Below are 20,267 nucleotides of genomic sequence, written 5' to 3' on the forward strand. Positions count from 1 at the left end.
GGATAATAATATGCATTTAAAAAAATTGCTTTTTCAATACTCTCATGTTCAGCTGTTTTTTCTTCGCTTTCAAATGCGGCAACAGAGCGTTTAGAATTTCAACAATTCTCGCAAGTTGAAATTAGGAATTCAGCTCAAGGTCTCTGTTTAGATCCACAGGGTACTTCAGGTGCTAAACGAAGTGATGTACAGCTTTGGACCTGTGATAATACCCTAGATCAAAAATGGTATATTGAACCTTTGGGAACGTGGGAGAGTATTAAACTCGGTGGTTCCTTTAGAATAAAAAATGCGGCATCAGACCTATGTTTAGATGTTCGTGGTGAAAATGGAAGTAAAGGGGAAAATGTAGGTATCTGGAACTGTGAGTTTAACACTGACCAATACTGGAGAATAGATGGTAATTTACTCATTAATACCTCTAAGGGCTATGTATTAGACCCTAAGGGTAAATCAGGTAGCCATGGGGCTGATGTGGTTATTTGGGATTGGGAAAAGTTTTCAGATGACCAATACTGGTATACTGTAAAATAAATTATTTTAAATAGTCAAAGGGCACTTTAAACTAAAGTTGCTCTTTGACTTACTATTGATTGAAAAAATACAATGAGAATTTCAAAATAAAACGATTGTACATAATGATCCAGGGAAAGAGTATAAAAACACTGTAAATTCAATTTATCCCTGTAAATTTTATTATTAACACAAAGTGGATAGGTGTTATACACCAATTTTAGGTCCGCTCTTTCAGCGCTTTAATTACGTCGCGAGTGGCTATCATATTTAGTCGTTTTTCTTGAAACTGATGCCACTTTCGCTTCCAAAAATGCTTTTTAACAGGTGTGCTACTCGACGCTTTAGCTATATCACTTTCAAATTCACCCGCTTGTTCAATATAGTAGGGCATTATCGAATAAACTGGCACTGCAGTTTCCCAGATATGCTGTATATCAGTATCTACAGGTCTGGCAAATTGCTCAGAGGCTTCAAGAAGTCTTTTTGCGCCCTCTAAACTAATCGCTTGAGCGCAACATCCTGTCATGGCTTTTTTATGAATTACAAGACTAAACAGACCATTTAATTTTTGTGAGTATGCAATCGGCTTTTTTCGGTTTTCATAGGCTGCAAGCTTAATGAGTTGCCAATCGAAATTGAGGTTTTTGATCGTATTAAAAACATCATGTAGGTTTCCTACAAGTTTGAAATCATCTTCGATTACAATGGCATAATCAAGTTTACGGTCAACGATGGTTTGCCAAGCCTTTCTATGACTCAAATAGCAACCAATTTCCCCTTGACTAAGTGCTCGGTGGTATTTTTTGCTATTTAAATTTGTACTATAATGGCGATGTAATTCATCATAACTGAGGGATTTACCATATACTCCCGAGATTCGCTCAAAGCTCAAGCTTTGTTGGTTTAGTCTATCCGAGCAGGCTTTCAAACGTTGTGTGCTCTGATCTAAATTAATCAAAAAAATGGGGGGAACAATATTACTCATTTCAGTGAGATCTCAAGTTTAAAATGCCAAAAGTACTTTTATCTATTTTTGCTGTTACTACAAACAATAATAAATTGCAGCCAGTTAAACCAATAACAAAAGCAAAAGCGCAGTGAAGAGGTTTTACCATGGTGAGGTCCTTAACTATTTTTAGCAAGCATACCATGGTAAACCGTAAAGAACAGAATAGTGTTATTTCTGCCTGCTTTGTAGGCAACTTATAACACTCGACAAATCAGTTTCACTTCGTTGTAACAACACCAGCAAGTGATAAAGTAAATCAGCAGATTCATTCTCTAGTTCATCTTTGTCTGCCTTCATAGCAGCTAATGCGACTTCAACACCTTCTTCTCCTACTTTTTGGCAGCTTCGACTGATGTCTTTGGCAAATAATGAAGCAGTATAGCTTGTCTTAGGATCATCTTGCTTACGAGATACAATCACTTGTTCTAATTCGGCTAAAAACCCGAGGGCAGGTTTTGCTTCTCCAAAACAGCTTTGAGTTCCTAAGTGGCAAGTTGGTCCTTCAGGAATAGCAAGCACTAAGATGGAGTCTTGATCGCAATCAGTATGCGCACTCACTAAATTGAGCACATTGTTAGACTCTTCTCCTTTAGTCCATAAACGCTGTTTTGAGCGAGAATAAAAGGTGACTAATTTTTTCTCTAACGTTACATTTATTGCTTCGCTGTTCATAAATCCTTGCATGAGGATCACACCTGATGTGGCGTGTTGAACGATAGCCGGTAATAATTCTGCTTTCTCAAAATCTAGTTTTGAAATGTTGGTTGGTGTTAATTGCATAATCTGCTCGCTATATTTTGAGTGGCTAAAAATTGCTTCAACTCTTTTATATTTATTATGTTTTTGTGGAATACACTAGCGGCCAAAGCGCCATCTACGTGACTGCTTGTAAATACGTCGGCAAAGTCTTGCATGGTACCAGCGCCGCCAGAAGCGATAAGAGGTACGTCACATATTGCTCGAATTTGGCTTAACTGGTCGTTATCATAACCTTTTCTTACGCCATCTTGATTCATGCAGTTTAATACGATTTCACCTGCGCCAAGCTCTTGGACTTTCCTAACCCAATCTTGGGTTTTATAGCGTGTACGGCTAGACGCATTTGGATCTCCAGTCAACTGATAGACCAAGTATTCATCTGATTGTTCATCATAAAAACTATCTATACCTACCACGACGCATTGTTTACCAAACTCATCATGTAATTCCTTAATAAGCTCTGGTCGGGCAATGGCAGGGCTATTAATACTTATTTTATCTGCGCCTTGCTCGAGTACTTTCGCAGCATCCGCAACGGATTTAATGCCCCCAGCAACACAGAAGGGAATATCGATATGCCTCGCTATATTTTCTACCCAATTTACATCCAGTAAGCGCTTTTCAACACTGGCGCTTATTTCATAGAATACTAATTCATCAGCGCCAGCTTCACTGTATAGTTTAGCAAGATCCAATATATCTCCGACGACTTCATGGCCTTTGAATTTGACGCCTTTAACAACTTGTCCATTCTTCACGTCTAAACAGGGAATTATGCGCTTTGATAACATTTTAGCGCCTCCTCAACTGTAAACGCATTATCTAATAACGATTTTCCAAGGATTATGCCGCTGACGCCAATCTTGACTAGTTTTTCTATGTCTTCTAATGAGCTTACCCCACCAGAAGCTTGAACCTTTATAGCAGGATTGTGCTTGCACAGTTGTTCGTAAAGAGTAAATGATGGACCTGTCATCGTGCCATCCTTACTGATATCCGTACATAGAAAGTCAGCAATGCCTAGGCTGGCATAAAAATCGATTAATTCGAACAAATCGACTTTCGCATCAGAAAGCCACCCATGTGTCGCGGGTGCCCACCCACTTTCAGTTTTATTAACATCCAGGGCGATAACAAAGTACTCAGGCCCGAATTCTTTTATCCAGTTCGATACTTCTGCTTGTTTATCGACCGCCATCGAACCAATAACAACTTGTGCGGCTCCTGCGTCAAGCCATTGCTTGACATCTTCATAGCTACGAATACCACCGCCGACTTGATAGGGTACAGATAACGCGCTGGTCGCGGCTTGAATTTGCAGCCACTGTTTATTTTTAGGGTCTCTGGCGCCCTCAAGGTCGACTAAGTGCAACTTTTCTGCACCACTTTGTTGGTAAGACATCAGTCGTTCATCTAACTGAAACGGATAAAATTGTGCGGTATCGTATTTACCTTGATATAGCCTCACAATCTGGTTTTGTAATACATCTAGCGCAGGTATGATCATCATAAATTCCTTTACAGCTGCCAATTTAAAAAGTTTTGTAACAAAGTTGCGCCAATTTTAGCGCTTCGTTCAGGGTGAAATTGCATTCCTGCATAATTATCTTTCGCTACGATTGCAGAAAAACGCTGACCATACTCACTCTGAGCAAGGGTTACTGAACTGACTGCATGCGCGAAACTGTGCACAAAATACACCTGGTCGTCGCTATTGATGTTTTCAGTTAAAGGGTGCTTGATACACTCGCTTAAATTATTCCATCCCATGTGAGGTGCAGTTAAGTCTTTCACATCTAGTTGAGAGATCACGCCAGGTATTTTACCGAGACAGTTTATATCGCCTTCTGCGGTTTTATCACAAAGTAGCTGCATACCTAGGCAAATGCCCATTAAAGGCTTTTGGTACTCATCAATTGCCGCATTCCACCCAGAGCTAGTAAGGCGCTCCATTGCCACTTTTGCATGGCCAACACCTGGTAATATTGCACGGTCAAAGTGTACCAATTGCTGAGGATCAGTAATGACTTCAGGGGTAACACCCAACCGCTCGAAGGCAAACCGCACAGAGTTTATATTGGCACACCCAGTATTTATAATTGCAATCATAAGCACCCCTTAGAGCTTGCCGTTTGTTGGGTTATATCTTGGGCTATCGCCATTCTTAAAGCGCGTGAAAACGCTTTGAATAACCCTTCAACTTGGTGGTGGCAATTTCCATCAGACACCGACAAAATTAGACTAAACTGTGCATTGTCTGCTAAAGATTTGAAAAAGTGCTCTACCATTTGCACATCCAAATCGCCGGTGCTCTGTCGTGTGAAATTGGCATTGAGTACAAATGACGCCCGCCCAGACAAATCTAGCTGGCATTCGGCTTTACATTCGTCCATTGGGAGTGAAAATCCATATCGGGCAATCTGTGATTTTGTACCAAGTGCTTGTTTTATCACTTGCCCCAAAGCAATGCCAACATCTTCTACTAAGTGATGCTCATCAATATGTAAGTCACCTTTAGCGATAATATTCAAGCCTATATTGGCGTGCGTTCTTATTTGGTCTAGCATGTGGTCAAAAAATCCTAGACCAGTCGAAATTTCGCCATTTTTTGTTTGGTCTAGGTTGGCTGATACGCTGATCTGTGTTTCTTTTGTATTACGGCTTACAATCGCTTGCCTATTTAACGTCGTTAATTGTGTGACAATGTGGGACCAGCTTCCTTCATACAAAATACCTTCAATACATAAGTTTTCGGCAAGACCTATATCGGTTTGACGATCCCCAATCACATAAGATTTAGCAAGATCCACTTTGCCAGAGCGCATAATATCGGTCAGTAAGCCGGTTTTAGGCTTGCGACATTGACAGGCTTGCTCGTCAAAATGCGGACATATGAGAACGTCTTCAAAACGTATGCCTTCTCCTTCAAAGATCTCCATCATTTTGTCTTGTGCAATATCAAAGTCAGCAGTTGGGAAACTATCAGTGCCAAGCCCGTCTTGGTTAGATACCATGACAAGCTTGTAACCTGCATTTTGAAGTTGTAACAAGGCTGTTATCACATTTGGTAACAGCACGAGCTTTTCAAGGCTATCTACTTGCTTGTCTATTGCTGGCTCATCTATTAACGTGCCATCTCGGTCGATGAATAAATATGGACTACTCATGATTAATTCCTTACACCTGCGCAGAGATGGCGTTCAGCCAATCTTTTACAGATTTTAATTCTTGTTCATTACCAATTGATATGCGTAACCAGTTATCTTGGTTGTATAACTTAAATGGCCTCATTATTAAACCTGTGTTGGTAGCAAACGTTAAAAGTGCTTTGTCTTTTAATTGCAAAGTAACGAAGTTGCCTTCACCACTGAGTATTTTCGACACTGCGGGAGATTGCTCCAACCAATCTATGAGCGTTGCTTTTGCTTTATTCAAGATCACTACTTGGCGTCGCATTTGTGTAATTGCGTCGCTGCATAATGCATTGGCGGCAATTTGCGCTACAACAGTTGAAACTGGGTAGGGCGCGATTACTTTACGAACCGGAGCGAGTGTATTTTTGGCGCCTAACATGAAGCCGGTACGCAAACCCGCTAATGCAAATGCTTTTGACAAGGTTCTCAATACGACTAGATTATTAAAGTCTTTGATTAATAATGCACAAGAATATGACTCAGAAAACTCAATGTACGCTTCATCAACAACAACAATGGCTTTATTTGCTAGTGCTTTAGTAAGTTCAGCAATCTTTTCTACAGAGGTGACTGCACCTGTTGGATTATTAGGGTTACATATAAACACTAGCTTACTACCTGATACAGCATTAATGATGTCTTTTACTTCACCATTAAGTAATAAGTCTTGAGATAAGCTGTTAATTTGAACATTGTGGGTATCGGCAGTGACTTTATACATCCCATAGGTTGGTAAGAACAGAGATATACGGTCTTTTGCCGGTTCACAATATGTACGTACTAAGAGTTCAATACCTTCATCTGCACCTCGGGTCATAATGACCTGATCAGAGTCCACACTTGCATAAGTTGAATAGGCATCGATAACACCTTGAGGTTGTGGATCTGGGTATCTATTTAAGGCGCTAATCTCGATGCACGCCTCTTTCGTATACGGACTTTCATTCGCGTTTAGCCAAGTATTGCCCGATATTTTTTCGCTTTTAGCTGAACTATAAGCTGTCAATGCTGCTATGTTGTCAGGCAACAAGGTTGCTTCTGCTGGTTTATTCGTCATTTTCTAATTGCTCCAATCTTACTTTTACGGCATAGGCGTGAGCGTCTAACCCCTCGGCCTTCGCAAGGGGGAGTATCGCCGTACTTAATGACTTAAGCCCTTTTTTCGATATTGTTTGGACCGTATATGTTCTAAAGAAATCTAATAGATTTAAGCTAGAATAAACTTTGCTATACCCATAAGTCGGTAACACATGATTGGTGCCAGATGCGTAATCCCCTGCAGATTCTGGTGTGTAGTCTCCCACGAATACAGAACCGGCATTGGTAACCAAGTCTAAGTATTTCTGAGGCTCTTTGAGTTGTAAGATTAAGTGTTCAGGCCCATATTCTGCTGAAATTTTGAAAGCTTGCTCGATTGAATCAACTAATATCAAACTGCTATTTTTCATTGCTGCTTTTGCGATGTCTGCACGAGGCAGGCATGAAAGTTGTGAACTGATAGCTTGCTGAGTTTGGTTAATTGTTTCCTGATCATTACAGAGTAAAATTACCTGTGAATCTTGGCCGTGTTCTGCTTGAGATAAAAGATCTGCAGCGATAAACTGAGGATTAGCACGCTGATCGGCAATGACCAGTACTTCTGAAGGGCCTGCGGGCATATCAATTGCGAATCCAGGTTGGTTTTGACTTAGCAATTGCTTTGCCATAGTGACATAACTATTTCCGGGGCCAAAAACCTTGTTTACTTTAGGCACTGAATTTGTTCCAAACGCCATTGCTGCAATCGCACCCGCTCCACCGCTTTCAACAACCGTCGTGATGCCACATAATTTAGCGGCATATAAGATAGCTGGATCAATGCGTTTATCACCATTTACAGGTGTCGCGAGAACAATTGTATTTGCGCCACTAAGTTGCGCACAAACACCTTGCATTAACACAGATGAAGGCAAAGGTGCACTGCCACCTGGCACATAAAGACCAACAGCATCAATTGCCTGATAACGAAGCTCACATAGTACGCCTGCCGTAGTTTCCAGTTCGATGTTTTTTGGTCGTTGTGCTTGGTGAAACATTTTAATATTGTTATATGCGGTATCAATTGCCGCCTTCAGTTCCGTCGATAACGCGTGTGCGCTGTTATCTATCTCATCTTGCGGGACAATAAGTCTCACATTATTGCGTTTATCAAATTTCTCAGCAAATGTAATAAGTGCCGCATCACCGAGCTGTTTGACTTGCTCAATTATGTTATTAACAGTGGCTTCAATACTTGCACTGGCTGATACAGCTGGGCGCATTAGAGCGCCTCGCTGCTGTTGTGACGTCAAGTCGTTCCAACGGATCACGTGCCTACTCCATCATTTTTTCAATTGGCATAACGAGAATTGAATTTGCACCCAATGTTTTTAATTCTTCCATGGTTTCCCAGAATAGAGTTTCACTGCTGACCATATGCAATGCGACGTATTCATCGCTGCCAGCCAGGGCAAGTAAAGTTGGCTGACCAGTGCCTGGTAGCAGAGCACAAACTTCGTCGAGCTTGTTTTTTGGTGCATGGAGCATAATGTACTTGCTTTCTTTTGCTTGTTTTACGCCTTTCAAGCGCGGCATTAACTTTTCAATTAAAGCTAATTTTTCAGGATCTTGAAGTGATGGGTTTTGAATAAGGCAAGCGTTAGACTCTAAAATTGTTTCTCCTTGCATTAAACCATTGGCTTCTAGCGTCGCGCCTGTAGAGACTAAATCACAGATCGCATCAGCCAAACCAGCTCTTGGTGCTACTTCCACCGACCCGGTAAGCATCACAGCGCTTGCATTTATATTTTCACGCTTAAGATATTGCTTTAATATTTCTGGGTATGTTGTCGCTATTCTTTTACCTTCAAACCATGATTTTGATTGCTCACCTAATTCTTGTGGCCACGCAAGTGCTAAGCGGCAATAACCAAAATCTAATTTGGATAGCTTAATTACATCAGCGCACTGTTGTTGATTTTGTCTTTCGGCTTGAGACTCTACAAGGACATTTTCACCAACAATGCCGAGGTCGCATACTCCGTCCATCACTAAACCTGGAATATCGTCATCACGCACACGTAATACATCGATAGGCATGTTGGTTGAGTGCGCAATTAAACGCTGTTCACGTAAATTAAGTTTAACGCCAATTTGTTTTAAAAGGTCTTGGCAGTCTTTTGATAAACGGCCTGATTTTTGAATTGCGATACGTAGTCTATTTGTGTTGCTCATAATTTATTTTCCTTAAGTTATAAAACTAAAAACCCCGAGGGAACCTCGGGGCGAAAATAAGCTATGATTTTTTGCTCGCCGGAGGTTCCTTTTAGGAATAACCCACCAGCGAAATACCTGACAGGTTATCCCGGTGAATGATGATGGTGATGTATAGCTGTCATAGTATTGAACATGGTTAACTCTTCGTTAGTATTTGATTACGTATATAGATAAACATATTTACAGAAAGTAACGCAAGCTTTTTTTATATAAGCTTTAGTATATCTTATAACTGCCGATAATAAGTTAAGGTAAACGGTAAGAGGTGAATCAAATGGATGCACTTAAACCATTGTTGTTTAACATTGTTCGTTTAGAAGTTCAGCATAAACCATCATTTTATATAGCTGGGGTACAAGAAAGTGCAATTGATAGAGTAAAATTAGAGCGTGCAAAAAAAGAAGAAATGAAAAAGAAAAAACAGCACATAGATGCAAAAAACAAACAAATTAGCAACAATCAAGACCCTGAAAGCGACAAACACCTTGATACATGGGCATAGTGCTTATGTACTAATAAAAAAGTTGTAATTTTTAAGCCCTTCAAGATATAATTATTTTTAACTTACCAATATCATTACACTTTTCCCTACTTAGGTGGTGAAAAGAAAAATGCAACGGACATGCAGTTTATTTAAGGTTGTAAACATGAATCTTACTATAGTTCAAAAATTCTATGCTGCATTTTTTGCAGTATTGTTTTTACTTTCTGGCACTTCTGCTTTTGTAATTATTAAAGAAATTCAGATATCAGACGTAACAAAAGAAGTTGCACGTGACGACGTGCCAGGTGCATTTGTTTACATGCAGCTTATCGATGAGCTCGGCGATGTAAATACGGCTTTGTATGCAATAGTAAACAATGTTGATGGCGCCATTCTTACTTATAATAAAGATAAAAATGAGTTATTAGACTACTACGATCAATTGTATAAATTAGAATCTAAAAAGCCCGCAGATAGACGAGTTATGGCAGAAATAAAAAGTTTAATTGATGCCGTATTATACATGTCTAATCAAAAGATAATTAATTCAACTGCATCTATGGAAGATAAGCTCAGGACTTTAATTGATGTTGAACAGCGCTATATATCTAAACTAGAGGATATGCTGGAATTAGGCGCGAATGAAGAAAGGGATGATACATCACGTGCAATGAACAAAATTCAGAACGAACTAGATTTACTCAATAAAGTGCTGGTGGTGATTACTCTTATTGCAATTGCCATTAGTGTTGTGATTGCGTGGCGGTTGGGAAGCTCTATATCGAAACGTTTAAAGTTGGTAGCTGCACAAGCGGAAAACATTGCCCAAGGCCGTTTAGATATTATGCCGCTTACCACAGGTAATACGGATGAAATAGGTGCTTTATCATCCTCTATAAACGATATGCAACGAGCTTTGACAACATTGGTAGGGCAAATCAAATCGGTAACCAGTGAGGTTGGTAGCAGCAGCTCAACGCTCGAAACAATTAATCAGCAAGTGGCTGAAGGGATCAAAGGGCAACAGCAAAAAGCAGATCAAATCTCTACTGCTGCGGCACAAATGAGTAGCTCTATTGCTGAAGTAGCCCATCAAAGTGTTGATGCAGCTGACATTGCAAACCAAGCGGGTAGCAGTGCAAGCCATGGAGGAAAAATTGTAAACGAAATGGTGATAAGTATTCGCAATGTATCAACCACTATTCAAGACTTGTCAGACTCAGTTGGTAACCTAGGGCAACGGGGTAAACAAATTGGCGAAATAATCAAAGTGATAAATGAGATTGCGGAACAAACTAATTTGTTGGCACTGAACGCTGCGATAGAAGCTGCGCGTGCTGGTGAACAGGGGAGAGGGTTTGCCGTGGTTGCTGATGAGGTAAGAGGGTTAGCAAGCCGAACGGCGACAGCGACACAGGAAGTTGCGGAATCGATAAGCGCGATTCAACAAGAAACGGATATAGCGGTCTCTAGAATGGCGCAAAGTACCGATGTGGTTGATAAAGGAGTGTCATTGAGTGAAGAAGCGTTGGCTGCGTTAGAGGATATAGTGAGTCAAGCGCAGACTGTAAATAGAATGATTGATTCAGTCGCGGCTTCAGCGGAAGAGCAAGCAGCGGTTACAAAGGTAATTAGTCATGATATTGCCGATATTAATGATATAGCCACTGTTGCGGTCGGTAACTCAGTGTCAGCTCAAGCTGCCGCAAATGTACTCTCAGATAACGTTGCCCATCTTGAAGATGCATTAGGCAAATTTAAAGTCTAATGCTGCAGCCAAGCGTATAGAGGCGACTTGCTCTATACGCCAACTATTCGTACAATTATCGAAAATATTCTAGCAGTACTAAAAATTTGTCTATACAACAGGTATTTTCAGAGCAAGGACCTCTTGCTTTACAGTTCTCAGGTTATAAACCACGCCAAGCACAAATTGATATGGCTCAGGCTGTTTTTGACACAATGGAACAGTCGGGGCAATGTATTGTTGAAGCTGGAACTGGCACAGGCAAAACATTCGCATATTTAGCGCCTGCACTTCTAAGTAAACAAAAAAGCATCATCTCTACAGGTTCTAAAGCGCTGCAAGAGCAACTGTTCCATCGTGACTTACCAGTTTTACAAAAAGCATTAAAAGTGGGTAAAAAAGTCGCTTTATTAAAGGGTCGAGCTAATTATTTATGCAGTTACAGGTTGAATGAACATGTAACAAATGTGCCAACAGACGATCCAGATGTTATGCATCAGCTTGCTATGGTTGCTAAGTTTGCAGCAGAAACAAGTACCGGCGACTTAGCGGATTGCATAGGCATTGAAGAGGATGCGAAAGTTTTACCGTATGTGAATTCAACCGCGGATAATTGCTTGGGTAAGGAATGTCCTGACTATCAACAGTGCTACATTCGTAAAGCGCGTGTAGCCGCAATTGATGCAGAATTGGTGGTGATTAATCATCACTTATTTTTTGCGGATATGGCAGTCAAAGATTTAGGCTTTGCAGAGTTAATGCCCAATGCTGATTGTTACATTTTTGATGAAGCACATCAGCTGCCTGAAATTGCCAGTGATTACTTTGGTGAATCGGTAAATACAAAGCAGTTATTTGCGTTAATTCATGATATTCGTTTAATTTATCGCTCAGATATTCCTGACATGCTGCAGTTAGGAAAAACCCTAAATAAATTGGAAACAACTGTCGCTGACTTACGGATTGCTTTCGGTAATGAAGGTGGCAGAGGGGACTGGCGAGAGGCGTTGGCTAATAAAATAATTTGTGATGCGTTACATAGGGTAATTGGAGATCTTGATTTTTTGTATCAGGTACTAAAGCTATGTCTAGATAGAACGGATAAAATAGAACACCCTTTTGAAAGAGTGATTAAGTTTAAAAATCAACTTGAACGTGCGTTTGAAGTAAGCCAAACGGGTTTTAGTTACTGGTATGAAACGTCTCGTCGATTCATAACTATCCACATAACTCCGCTTGACGTATCGAGTAAATTTAAAAGTATTATTGATAAAACACAAGCCAGTTTTGTGTTTACTTCGGCTACATTGTCAGTGGATCAATCGTTAAAACATTTTACTGCGAGCTTAGGGCTTAAGCCTACACATGAGAGCATTGTTGACAGTCCCTTTGATTATCAAAAACAAGCGCTACTTTGTATGCCGCGATATCTGCCAGAGAGCCGAGACGATGCTATGCCTCATACTCTTGTGAAAATAGCGAAACAACTGATCAATGCGGCCAAAGGGCGTACATTTTTGCTATTTACGAGCTATAGAGTCATGCACTTAGTTTATGAGGGGTTAAACACCGCAACGGAGTACCCCATTTTTATGCAAGGTCAGTCTTCTAAAAGGATCATACTTGAACAATTTGTTCGTAATGGTAATGCAGTACTCATGGGCACAGCCTCATTTTGGGAGGGGGTGGATGTTCGAGGAGATACATTAAGTTGCGTATTAATTGATAAATTGCCTTTTTCTTCTCCAGATGACCCATTACTACAAGCTCGGATGAAAGATGCGGAAATACTCGGTAATGAGTCATTCGACACTGTGCAGTTACCACAAGCTGTGATCAGCTTAAAACAAGGCGTTGGACGCCTCATTAGAGATAAAACCGATAAAGGTGTACTTGTTATTTGCGATAATCGTTTAGTTACGCGAAAATACGGTGAAACATTTCTGAAAAGTTTACCAAATATGCGACGAACTCGTAGTTTGGAAGCTGTAACACAATTCTTAGAGAATATAGAATAATATGAAGTATAACTTGTTAGCGATCGATGCTTCGACTGAAGCACTTAGTATAGCGATATATTATAACGGTAAAACGTTTCGTTACTTTGAGGAGTGCCCGCAGCAACATAGCCAAAAAATATTACCGAAAATTGATGCAATGCTATTGGATGCTGAATGTTCACTGAAAGATCTTGATGGTATTGCATTTGGCAAAGGGCCAGGAAGCTTTACTGGGGTCAGAATAGGCGTAGCAATAGCACAAGGGCTGGCGTATTCATCGGGTCTAAAATTAGTGGGCGTGTCTAGTTTACAGACGATGGCGCAGCAAGCGATTGATGAACATAACCAATGTCGCGTTATATCTGGAATTGATGCTCGGATGGGGGAGATTTATATTGGAGATTATAGCAAAGACGAAAACGGCCTCGCTGTATCCAACAATCAGGAAATAGTATGCAATCCGGATAATTTGGAAAATATTGTTTCATCAAGTTGTGCTGTAGGCACTGCATGGGTAACTTATCCAAATACTGCATTAAGCCATAATTTGTCTGTGCTTGAAAACGTCACCTTACCTGATGCATTTTATATGCTAAAAATTGCCGACCATGCATTTAGCACAGGCAATACTGTGGATGCTGCGGATGCGCAACCAAACTACGTGCGAGATACTGTAACCTGGAAAAAGTTGCCAGGAAAGGAATAATTCGTTAAGTTTATAACGTAGTCAACGAAAAGTGTACGATTAGAATGAAGACGGTAACGGTTAGTAACAACCAACATACATATCAATTGAAGCCTGTGCCTAAAGCGCCTCGGGAGAATGTAACTGCGCCGTCTTCAAACCCTCCAAACCTCGTTGCGCAAGTTAGGGATTCAGTAGAAGGCATCAAACTAGCGCAGGCATTTCAAGAACAATCTCGTTCAACAATTTATGATCAACCCGATTTCAAGAGTAGTTTGGCTATTAGTGCTTATAAAGAGATAAATAACCAATCACGTCGAGAAGATGTAGAGTCGTTAATTGGTGTCAATATTTATGCCTAGGCATTTGAAATTTATTCACTTTAAATTATTCACTGGAGATTGTTTTATTTTCTAAGTTCGGTATTGTTAAAAGAAAATTTGAGGGGCCGTTTTGCTGAGAGCGTCGTTTAATCACTTTAATAAAACAGCTGTGAAAGTCTCGTCCAATACGCTAATTCTATCTTTACGAGAAGGCTATATTGCTTTAATCCCCTTTTTTATTGTCGCCTCTTTAATTACCCTCGTTAACCAGTGGCTTGATATAGCAGCTAAAGGGTTTGACCATCATTATTTAAATCAATTTAACCAACTTGTGTGGGGGCTATTTCCACTATTTACATTACTTTCCTTTAGTTATCACTTAGCGAAAAATATTAAAATACATACAATAGCGGCACCAATACTGGTGATTAGTTGTTTTACTGCCACGACGGGTTACATTTATGTTGATGATCAAACATTGCATATTGACCATCGAGCAGGCGTACTTTACACCTTGTTTATGCCTATTTTTTGCTGTTACTCACTGGCGTATTTTGAGCGTCTTCGTGCTTTCAAAATAGTGGAAGTAAGCACCATCAGTTTGTTTCTTAGAAAGCATGTCAATTTGATTTTTCCCTATATGTTGGTTACAACGATTACACTTTTTATCTATCCTTTTGTTGAGCAAGCCGCTGATATAGCGCTGGATTACCTAGCACTGGATAGTTTGGTATTAAACCCACAAGATAAGATAAGTTTGCAGCTCATCGGCGCTCACCTTTTATGGTTCTTAGGAATACATGGCGATAATACATATCATATTTTAGTGTCTAGCGAGTTATTTGGTTTTATGGTTACACCTGAGCTCATTAACTACCATTTCTTTTCTACTTTCATAATTCTGGGTGGCACCGGCTGTGTATGGGGATTGATTCTTGCGTGTTTGTTGCTCAAAAATGCTCAACATGAAAAGCATATAGCGAAGTTGTCAGCGCCACTGGCAGTATTTAATATCAGTGAAGTGATGCTATATGCACTACCTATCGTATTTAACCCATATATTTTTATTCCCTTTTTATTAGCACCAGCAATAAACGCTTTTATTTCATATCAACTTTTGATTCACGATTTTATTCCTATTGTTACACAAGATTCTATCCCTTGGTTTACCCCCGTATTTGTGAATGCTTGGATATTAACTGAAAGTGTATGGATAGTATTGTTACAAGCATTGCTAATTATCATGAATGTAGCAATTTACTATCCATTTTTAGTTGCCCACCAAAAAAATAATATGTCAGGAAAAGCGCTTGATATGCTTGTAAAACGGTATGCAGCTGGTCGCATGATAGAAGAACAAGCTGAAAGCCGCTTTGCGACACATCATGCGGAACAACAAATTTCTGGATATACATTAAGTGAAGTAACTGATGCATTAAATCACGGTGCACTTACCCTATATTATCAACCTAAAATAAATCCAGTTACGCAGGAGATAGTCGGATTTGAAGCGCTATTGCGGCTTGTGAATCCAGATAAGTCTGTGTCAGGACCTTGGTTTTTAGAAACTTTGGAGGAACACAACCTACTGCATGTGATTGATAACTTTGTGATAGATCAATTAGAGGTTGACTTAGAAGCATTTGCGAGTCAAGGCCTTTACCCCAAAATTAGTTTTAACATTTCTCCAGATAATTTGTTATCTGGGGGCTATAAACGTGTCATAAAAGCGTTCTCTCGTTTTGCCGATCAAGTAGAGGTTGAGTTGCTAGAGTCAAGTTATATAGAAGACTTTAATAAGATGGTGGCAATAGTAACGACTTTAAAAGATAGCAATATTCAGTGTGCAATGGATGACTTTGGAACGGGTTACTCATGCCTCTCTATTTTGTCTAAATTGAACATTGATACTATCAAGTTCGACAAAAGTTTGTTACCCGATGGCAGTAACGAAAAGGCAGCGCTGTTATATAAAAACCTCGCCGATTTATGTGCTGAGCTTGGGTTTAAAACCGTTGCAGAAGGAATAGAATCTAAAGCAGATGCACAGGTGGTGATTGCGGCTAATATTACGTGTGTTCAAGGATTTTTATATTATAAAGCAATGCCAATAGAAGAAGCTATTGGCATTTATAAGTCAACATAGCGATAGCGTCACACTGATTCTATTTAATATAGCTAATTAACTTTTCTGCTATGTCTGTATTATTTTGTGAGCCAATAAATTTCTCATATCCTTTTCCATGAGCAAAAACCTGTACATCTATGGCAGTATGCCCACCTGTGGTCCACCCCGTGTAACTGGCTTTGTTAATGATCTGCTTAATAACCTTTTTCAATGCTTTCTCACCGCCAGATTTAGCCTCTTTCAGTAAAATAGCCGTTGCTTTGTTGTAAGGTAATTGAGTGTATTGAATCCATAGCTTTTCTAGATCATCATTTGCCATCATTTGCTTTGTTAATATTGAAGCTGAAGCTGAGACACCTTTTACCACATCACGTAACCATAAGTACTTGCCATTAGCGCCTAGTGTCAAGCCACCTGTAGAGTGATCAGCTGTAATAACTAACAATGTATCTGGGTTTTTATCGACATAGGCTTTAGCCAGTTTGATTGATTGGGCAAAGTCATGCATTTCTCTCATGGCACAGGCTATATCATTAGCATGACCACACCAGTCAATTTGGCTTCCTTCAATCATAACGAAGAATCCATTGTCTTTATTACTATCGAGTAGTGACAGTGCTTTTTTTGTCATTTGCTCCAAGCGGTTAGGGTGTTCATCTATCGCATACGGTAAACCTTTTGGCGCAAACAGGCCTAACGCAGGTATTTGTGTCAATTTATGCAAACCTGATAAGGAATCAGCATATTGATAGCCCACATCTGTAAACTCTTTAACTAAATTACGGTCGTCTCTTTTGAAATATTGAGTCCCGCCACCGAGTAATAAATCGACTGGCAACTTGCCTGCTATTTTATTATCGACGTAGTCATCAGCAATTTGGTCATAATTACGTCTAGATTCATTGTGAGCTGCGAAACTTGCAGGGGTAGCATGATTGATTTGTGATGTTGCGATAAGCGCAGTGACCATGCCTTTCTCTTTGGCTATTTCAAGCATGGTTTTGAGAGGCGCTTTTTTTGTGTCTACCGCTATGGCGCCATTGTAACTTTTAGTTGCAGTACTTAATGCAGTGGCGCCAGCCGCGCTGTCAGTGACAACTGTGTCATCATCTGGGTACGTATGTGCCATACCTACTAAAATTTCATCGAATATGGTGTTATCTACATGCTTTGTTTTTGGATCGTCAATATAGTAGCGATATGCACTCGTATACGCAGGTCCCATACCATCGCCTATCATATAGATAATATTCTTCGGTTCGGCTATTGCAGCGTTACTGCATAAAAATGCGACGCTGGCTGTAACAGCGCGTAATGTCTTTTTCATGATTACTTCCTTAAGATTCCCGTGTTTGACATTAAGCAGCATATCATTAACGTGTTACATTTAACTTGTGATATGCCTCAGTTGTCAGGCAAGATATTAAATTATAAGTTGTGCAAAGAATACGGAAATAAAGTTGATTGATGAAAAAAATACGATAGACCTCCTTGGGAAACATGGTTTTTCGGCCCAAATACATGGCTCTGGTGAAGAGTGGGTGATTTGTTTGCATGGCTGGTTAGATAATTCGAACAGCTTTTCTCCTTTAGTGGATCATAAAAAAGAAGGTTATAGGTGGTTAATGATTGATATGGCAGGCCATGGTAAATCGCAATGGCGAGGTCCCAACGCTCATTATTACTTTGTCGACTATGTTTATGATTTACTTACCATTATAGATATTTTAAAGATTGAGAAGTGTCATCTGCTAGGGCACTCATTAGGGGCACTAGTATGTGGAATGTTCAGTGCATTATATCCAAGTCGCGTTAAAAGTTTATGCATGGTTGAAGGCATTGGCATGATGTATGGAGATGAAAAAGGCACTAAAGAGCAACTTATTGCGTCTTTTCGTGAACGAAAAAGAATAGACAAGAAAACAGAGTTGAAGGCTTTTCCAAACTTTGAAACACTGGTCAACCTTCGCGTGAAGGTGTCTGACTTTACCCCGGAGATTGCACGGTTGCTTATGCTCAGAAACACCAAAAGTACTGATGGGCAGTTACTTCTAACAACGGATCCAAAATTAAAAACACATTCAGCATTTAGGTTTACCCTTGAACAGAGCAAACATTTATTAAACGGATTATCTGTTCCTAGCCTTTTAATTATGGGAGACCGAGGGTATGACTTCGTTAAGAAAAACTTGGTCACCTTTAAATTTTGTTTCAATACTTTGCAGGTTGAAATTGTCGAAGGTGGTCATCATTGCCACATGGAAAACCCCCAAGATTGTTGTGCGTTAATAGAGCGTCACCTGAATACAATTAATGGAACTTGATTGTATATTTATTCAAAATATGGGAATATCCCCCAATTAGAGTATTTGCTCAATTGTTTATGTGCCTTATTTCTATTAAGGTAACGTATTAAAAAAATAAATAGAACACAGGAGCTAAGAGTGGAAAAAATCTGGCTAAAGCGCTACCCAAAAGGGATGCCTGAAACTATCGATCCAGAGCATTATAACTCGTTGCTTGAAATGTTGGATAAGAGCTTCACTGAATTCGGGTCTTTACCTGCTTATTCCAATATGGGGAAGACGTTAACTTATGAACAAATCGATGATGCAACTAAATCAGTTGCCAGTTACATTCAAAATGTATTGAAGTTGGGTAAAGGTGACAAAATTGCGGTTATGATGCCTAATTTGTTACAAACACCTATTTCTATTCTGGGCGTTTTGCGTGCGGGATGTACAGTTGTGAATGTTAATCCGTTATACACTGTACGTGAGCTTGAGCATCAATTAAACGACTCAGAAACAAAAGCAATATTTATTCTAGCGAACTTCGCAAAAACGTTACAAGACGCTTTACCAAAAACAGCCGTTAAACATATTGTGCTTACGGAAATCGGCGATATGATGGGCGGCGTCAAAAAACACCTTGTTAATTTCGTGGTCAAGCGTGTTAAAAAAATGGTTCCTGATTTTACGTTACCAGCAACGATACCATTTGCAGAAGTGGTGGCGGCTGACCCTAACTTATATACAGTACCCGACATATCACTTACAGACTTGGCGTTTTTACAATACACCGGTGGCACAACAGGGGTATCTAAAGGCGCCATGTTGACTCATGGCAACATGGTTGGCAATTTAGAGCAGGTTTCAGGGTGTTTAGACAAAGTGCTAGATAATGGTAAAGAAGTCGTTATTACCGCATTACCGCTTTATCATATATTTGCACTTACAGCGAATTGCTTGACGTTTATGAAGTATGGTGGACACAATATACTGATCACTAACCCACGTGATATGCCTGGTTTTGTTAAAGAATTGGCTAAACAACGCTTTACTGCGATTACCGGTGTAAATACACTTTTTAATGGTTTATTAAATACGCCAGGTTTTGCTGAGTTAGACTTTTCCAGCTTGAAGATGTCACTTGGTGGGGGAATGGCTGTTCAGCGTCCGGTTGCCGAAAAGTGGCAAAAGGTAACCAGCAGTAAGTTAATGGAAGGGTATGGTTTAACAGAATGTGCACCTTTAGTGACTATCTGCCCTTGGGACCTTGATGGGTATAACGGGTCAATTGGGTTGCCTGCACCGAGTACAGAATTAAAAATTATATTAGAAAGTGGTGAAGAAGCAGCCAAAGGTGAATCTGGAGAGTTATTAGTAAAAGGTCCACAAGTAATGGCCGGATATTATAACAGACCTGATGCGACGGCTGAATGCCTTCAAGATGGGTGGTTTGCCACTGGTGACATAGCCACTTATGACGATAATGGGTTCTTTTATATCGTAGATAGAAAGAAAGATATGATTATTGTTTCAGGTTTTAATGTTTATCCAAATGAAATTGAAGAGGTTGTTGCAATGCACGATGGTGTGCTTGAAGTTGCAGCAATCGGGATCCCACACGAAGTCAGTGGTGAGCAAGTCAAAGTATTTGTTGTGAAAAAAGACCAATCATTGACAGAAAAGGATATAATTGGCCATTGTCGAGATAATCTTACAAATTATAAGGTCCCTAAATTGGTTGAGTTCCGTGAGGAGCTGCCAAAAACGAACGTTGGAAAGATACTTCGTAGGGCTTTAAAAGAGTAGGTAAGAAACCGGCATTAGCCGGTTTTTTTAT

Annotated in this window: 19 protein-coding genes; 9 read left to right on the forward strand and 10 right to left on the reverse strand. The window is 39.9% G+C overall.

The genetic code is table 11. The features are described from left to right. The first annotated feature begins 120 nt into the window (after positions 1-120). The gene (locus J8L97_RS08860) at positions 121-534 is read left to right on the forward strand and encodes an RICIN domain-containing protein (protein WP_312037143.1); all 414 of its coding nucleotides are present in this window, start codon (positions 121-123) and stop codon (positions 532-534) included. Positions 535-733: 199 nt separating this feature from the next. On the opposite strand, the gene J8L97_RS08865 is transcribed toward J8L97_RS08860, so the two are convergent. The 9 genes from J8L97_RS08865 to hisG form a co-directional block, all read right to left on the reverse strand. Next, a complete protein-coding gene (locus tag J8L97_RS08865) occupies positions 734-1,501 on the reverse strand; it encodes a glycosyltransferase family 25 protein (protein WP_211048867.1) in 768 nt (255 codons plus the stop codon). Positions 1,502-1,693: 192 nt separating this feature from the next. Further along, complete coding sequence (gene hisIE / locus J8L97_RS08870; protein WP_211048869.1) at positions 1,694-2,305, reverse strand: bifunctional phosphoribosyl-AMP cyclohydrolase/phosphoribosyl-ATP diphosphatase HisIE; 612 nt, start codon at positions 2,303-2,305, stop codon at positions 1,694-1,696. After that, complete coding sequence (gene hisF / locus J8L97_RS08875; protein ID WP_192509251.1) at positions 2,296-3,075, reverse strand: imidazole glycerol phosphate synthase subunit HisF; 780 nt, start codon at positions 3,073-3,075, stop codon at positions 2,296-2,298. Before hisF ends, hisIE begins: the two co-directional genes overlap by 10 nt. After that, entirely contained in the window at positions 3,057-3,791 is a 735-nt protein-coding gene (locus J8L97_RS08880) for a 1-(5-phosphoribosyl)-5-[(5-phosphoribosylamino)methylideneamino] imidazole-4-carboxamide isomerase (protein ID WP_211048957.1), read from the reverse strand. Before J8L97_RS08880 ends, hisF begins: the two co-directional genes overlap by 19 nt. A gap of 11 nt (positions 3,792-3,802) precedes the next feature. Continuing rightward, positions 3,803-4,393, reverse strand: a complete 591-nt coding sequence (gene hisH, locus J8L97_RS08885) for an imidazole glycerol phosphate synthase subunit HisH (RefSeq protein WP_192509252.1) — start codon at positions 4,391-4,393, stop codon at positions 3,803-3,805. Then, the gene (gene hisB, locus J8L97_RS08890; protein WP_211048871.1) at positions 4,390-5,451 is read right to left on the reverse strand and encodes a bifunctional histidinol-phosphatase/imidazoleglycerol-phosphate dehydratase HisB; all 1,062 of its coding nucleotides are present in this window, start codon (positions 5,449-5,451) and stop codon (positions 4,390-4,392) included. The genes hisH and hisB overlap by 4 nt, the downstream gene beginning before the upstream one ends. A gap of 10 nt (positions 5,452-5,461) precedes the next feature. Next, complete coding sequence (gene hisC, locus J8L97_RS08895) at positions 5,462-6,535, reverse strand: histidinol-phosphate transaminase (protein WP_211048873.1); 1,074 nt, start codon at positions 6,533-6,535, stop codon at positions 5,462-5,464. Beyond that, a complete protein-coding gene (hisD, locus tag J8L97_RS08900; protein ID WP_211048874.1) occupies positions 6,525-7,826 on the reverse strand; it encodes a histidinol dehydrogenase in 1,302 nt (433 codons plus the stop codon). The genes hisC and hisD overlap by 11 nt, the downstream gene beginning before the upstream one ends. Positions 7,827-7,830: 4 nt before the next feature. Next, the gene (gene hisG / locus J8L97_RS08905) at positions 7,831-8,730 is read right to left on the reverse strand and encodes an ATP phosphoribosyltransferase (protein ID WP_192509256.1); all 900 of its coding nucleotides are present in this window, start codon (positions 8,728-8,730) and stop codon (positions 7,831-7,833) included. Between the two features lie 316 nt (positions 8,731-9,046). Here hisG and J8L97_RS08910 point away from each other — a divergent pair, with 316 nt between their 5' ends. From J8L97_RS08910 to J8L97_RS08935, 6 genes are all read left to right on the forward strand, one after another. Continuing rightward, positions 9,047-9,274 (forward strand): hypothetical protein, encoded by a 228-nt coding sequence (locus J8L97_RS08910; RefSeq protein ID WP_211048876.1) that lies wholly within the window; start codon positions 9,047-9,049, stop codon positions 9,272-9,274. Between the two features lie 145 nt (positions 9,275-9,419). Further along, a complete protein-coding gene (locus tag J8L97_RS08915; protein ID WP_211048878.1) occupies positions 9,420-11,024 on the forward strand; it encodes a methyl-accepting chemotaxis protein in 1,605 nt (534 codons plus the stop codon). 170 nt (positions 11,025-11,194) lie between these two features. Continuing rightward, complete coding sequence (locus J8L97_RS08920) at positions 11,195-13,021, forward strand: ATP-dependent DNA helicase (protein WP_247688600.1); 1,827 nt, start codon at positions 11,195-11,197, stop codon at positions 13,019-13,021. 1 nt (position 13,022) lies between these two features. After that, positions 13,023-13,709, forward strand: a complete 687-nt coding sequence (gene tsaB / locus J8L97_RS08925; RefSeq protein WP_211048882.1) for a tRNA (adenosine(37)-N6)-threonylcarbamoyltransferase complex dimerization subunit type 1 TsaB — start codon at positions 13,023-13,025, stop codon at positions 13,707-13,709. A gap of 44 nt (positions 13,710-13,753) precedes the next feature. Beyond that, on the forward strand, positions 13,754-14,050 hold the full coding sequence (locus tag J8L97_RS08930) for a hypothetical protein (RefSeq protein ID WP_211048885.1): 297 nt from the start codon (positions 13,754-13,756) through the stop codon (positions 14,048-14,050). Between the two features lie 91 nt (positions 14,051-14,141). After that, a complete protein-coding gene (locus tag J8L97_RS08935; protein ID WP_247688596.1) occupies positions 14,142-16,157 on the forward strand; it encodes an EAL domain-containing protein in 2,016 nt (671 codons plus the stop codon). A gap of 19 nt (positions 16,158-16,176) precedes the next feature. Here J8L97_RS08935 and J8L97_RS08940 read toward each other — a convergent pair whose 3' ends face one another. Then, on the reverse strand, positions 16,177-17,466 hold the full coding sequence (locus J8L97_RS08940) for an alkaline phosphatase (protein ID WP_211048887.1): 1,290 nt from the start codon (positions 17,464-17,466) through the stop codon (positions 16,177-16,179). Positions 17,467-17,599: 133 nt separating this feature from the next. Between J8L97_RS08940 and J8L97_RS08945 the strand changes: the two genes are divergently transcribed. Continuing rightward, positions 17,600-18,463, forward strand: coding sequence for an alpha/beta fold hydrolase (locus J8L97_RS08945; protein ID WP_211048889.1), 864 nt, complete (start codon positions 17,600-17,602; stop codon positions 18,461-18,463). 120 nt (positions 18,464-18,583) lie between these two features. Beyond that, positions 18,584-20,236, forward strand: a complete 1,653-nt coding sequence (locus tag J8L97_RS08950; RefSeq protein ID WP_211048891.1) for an AMP-binding protein — start codon at positions 18,584-18,586, stop codon at positions 20,234-20,236. Positions 20,237-20,267 lie beyond the last annotated feature (31 nt).

It is taken from the genome of Pseudoalteromonas sp. MMG012, from assembly GCF_018100875.1.
Classification (GTDB): domain Bacteria; phylum Pseudomonadota; class Gammaproteobacteria; order Enterobacterales; family Alteromonadaceae; genus Pseudoalteromonas; species Pseudoalteromonas aurantia.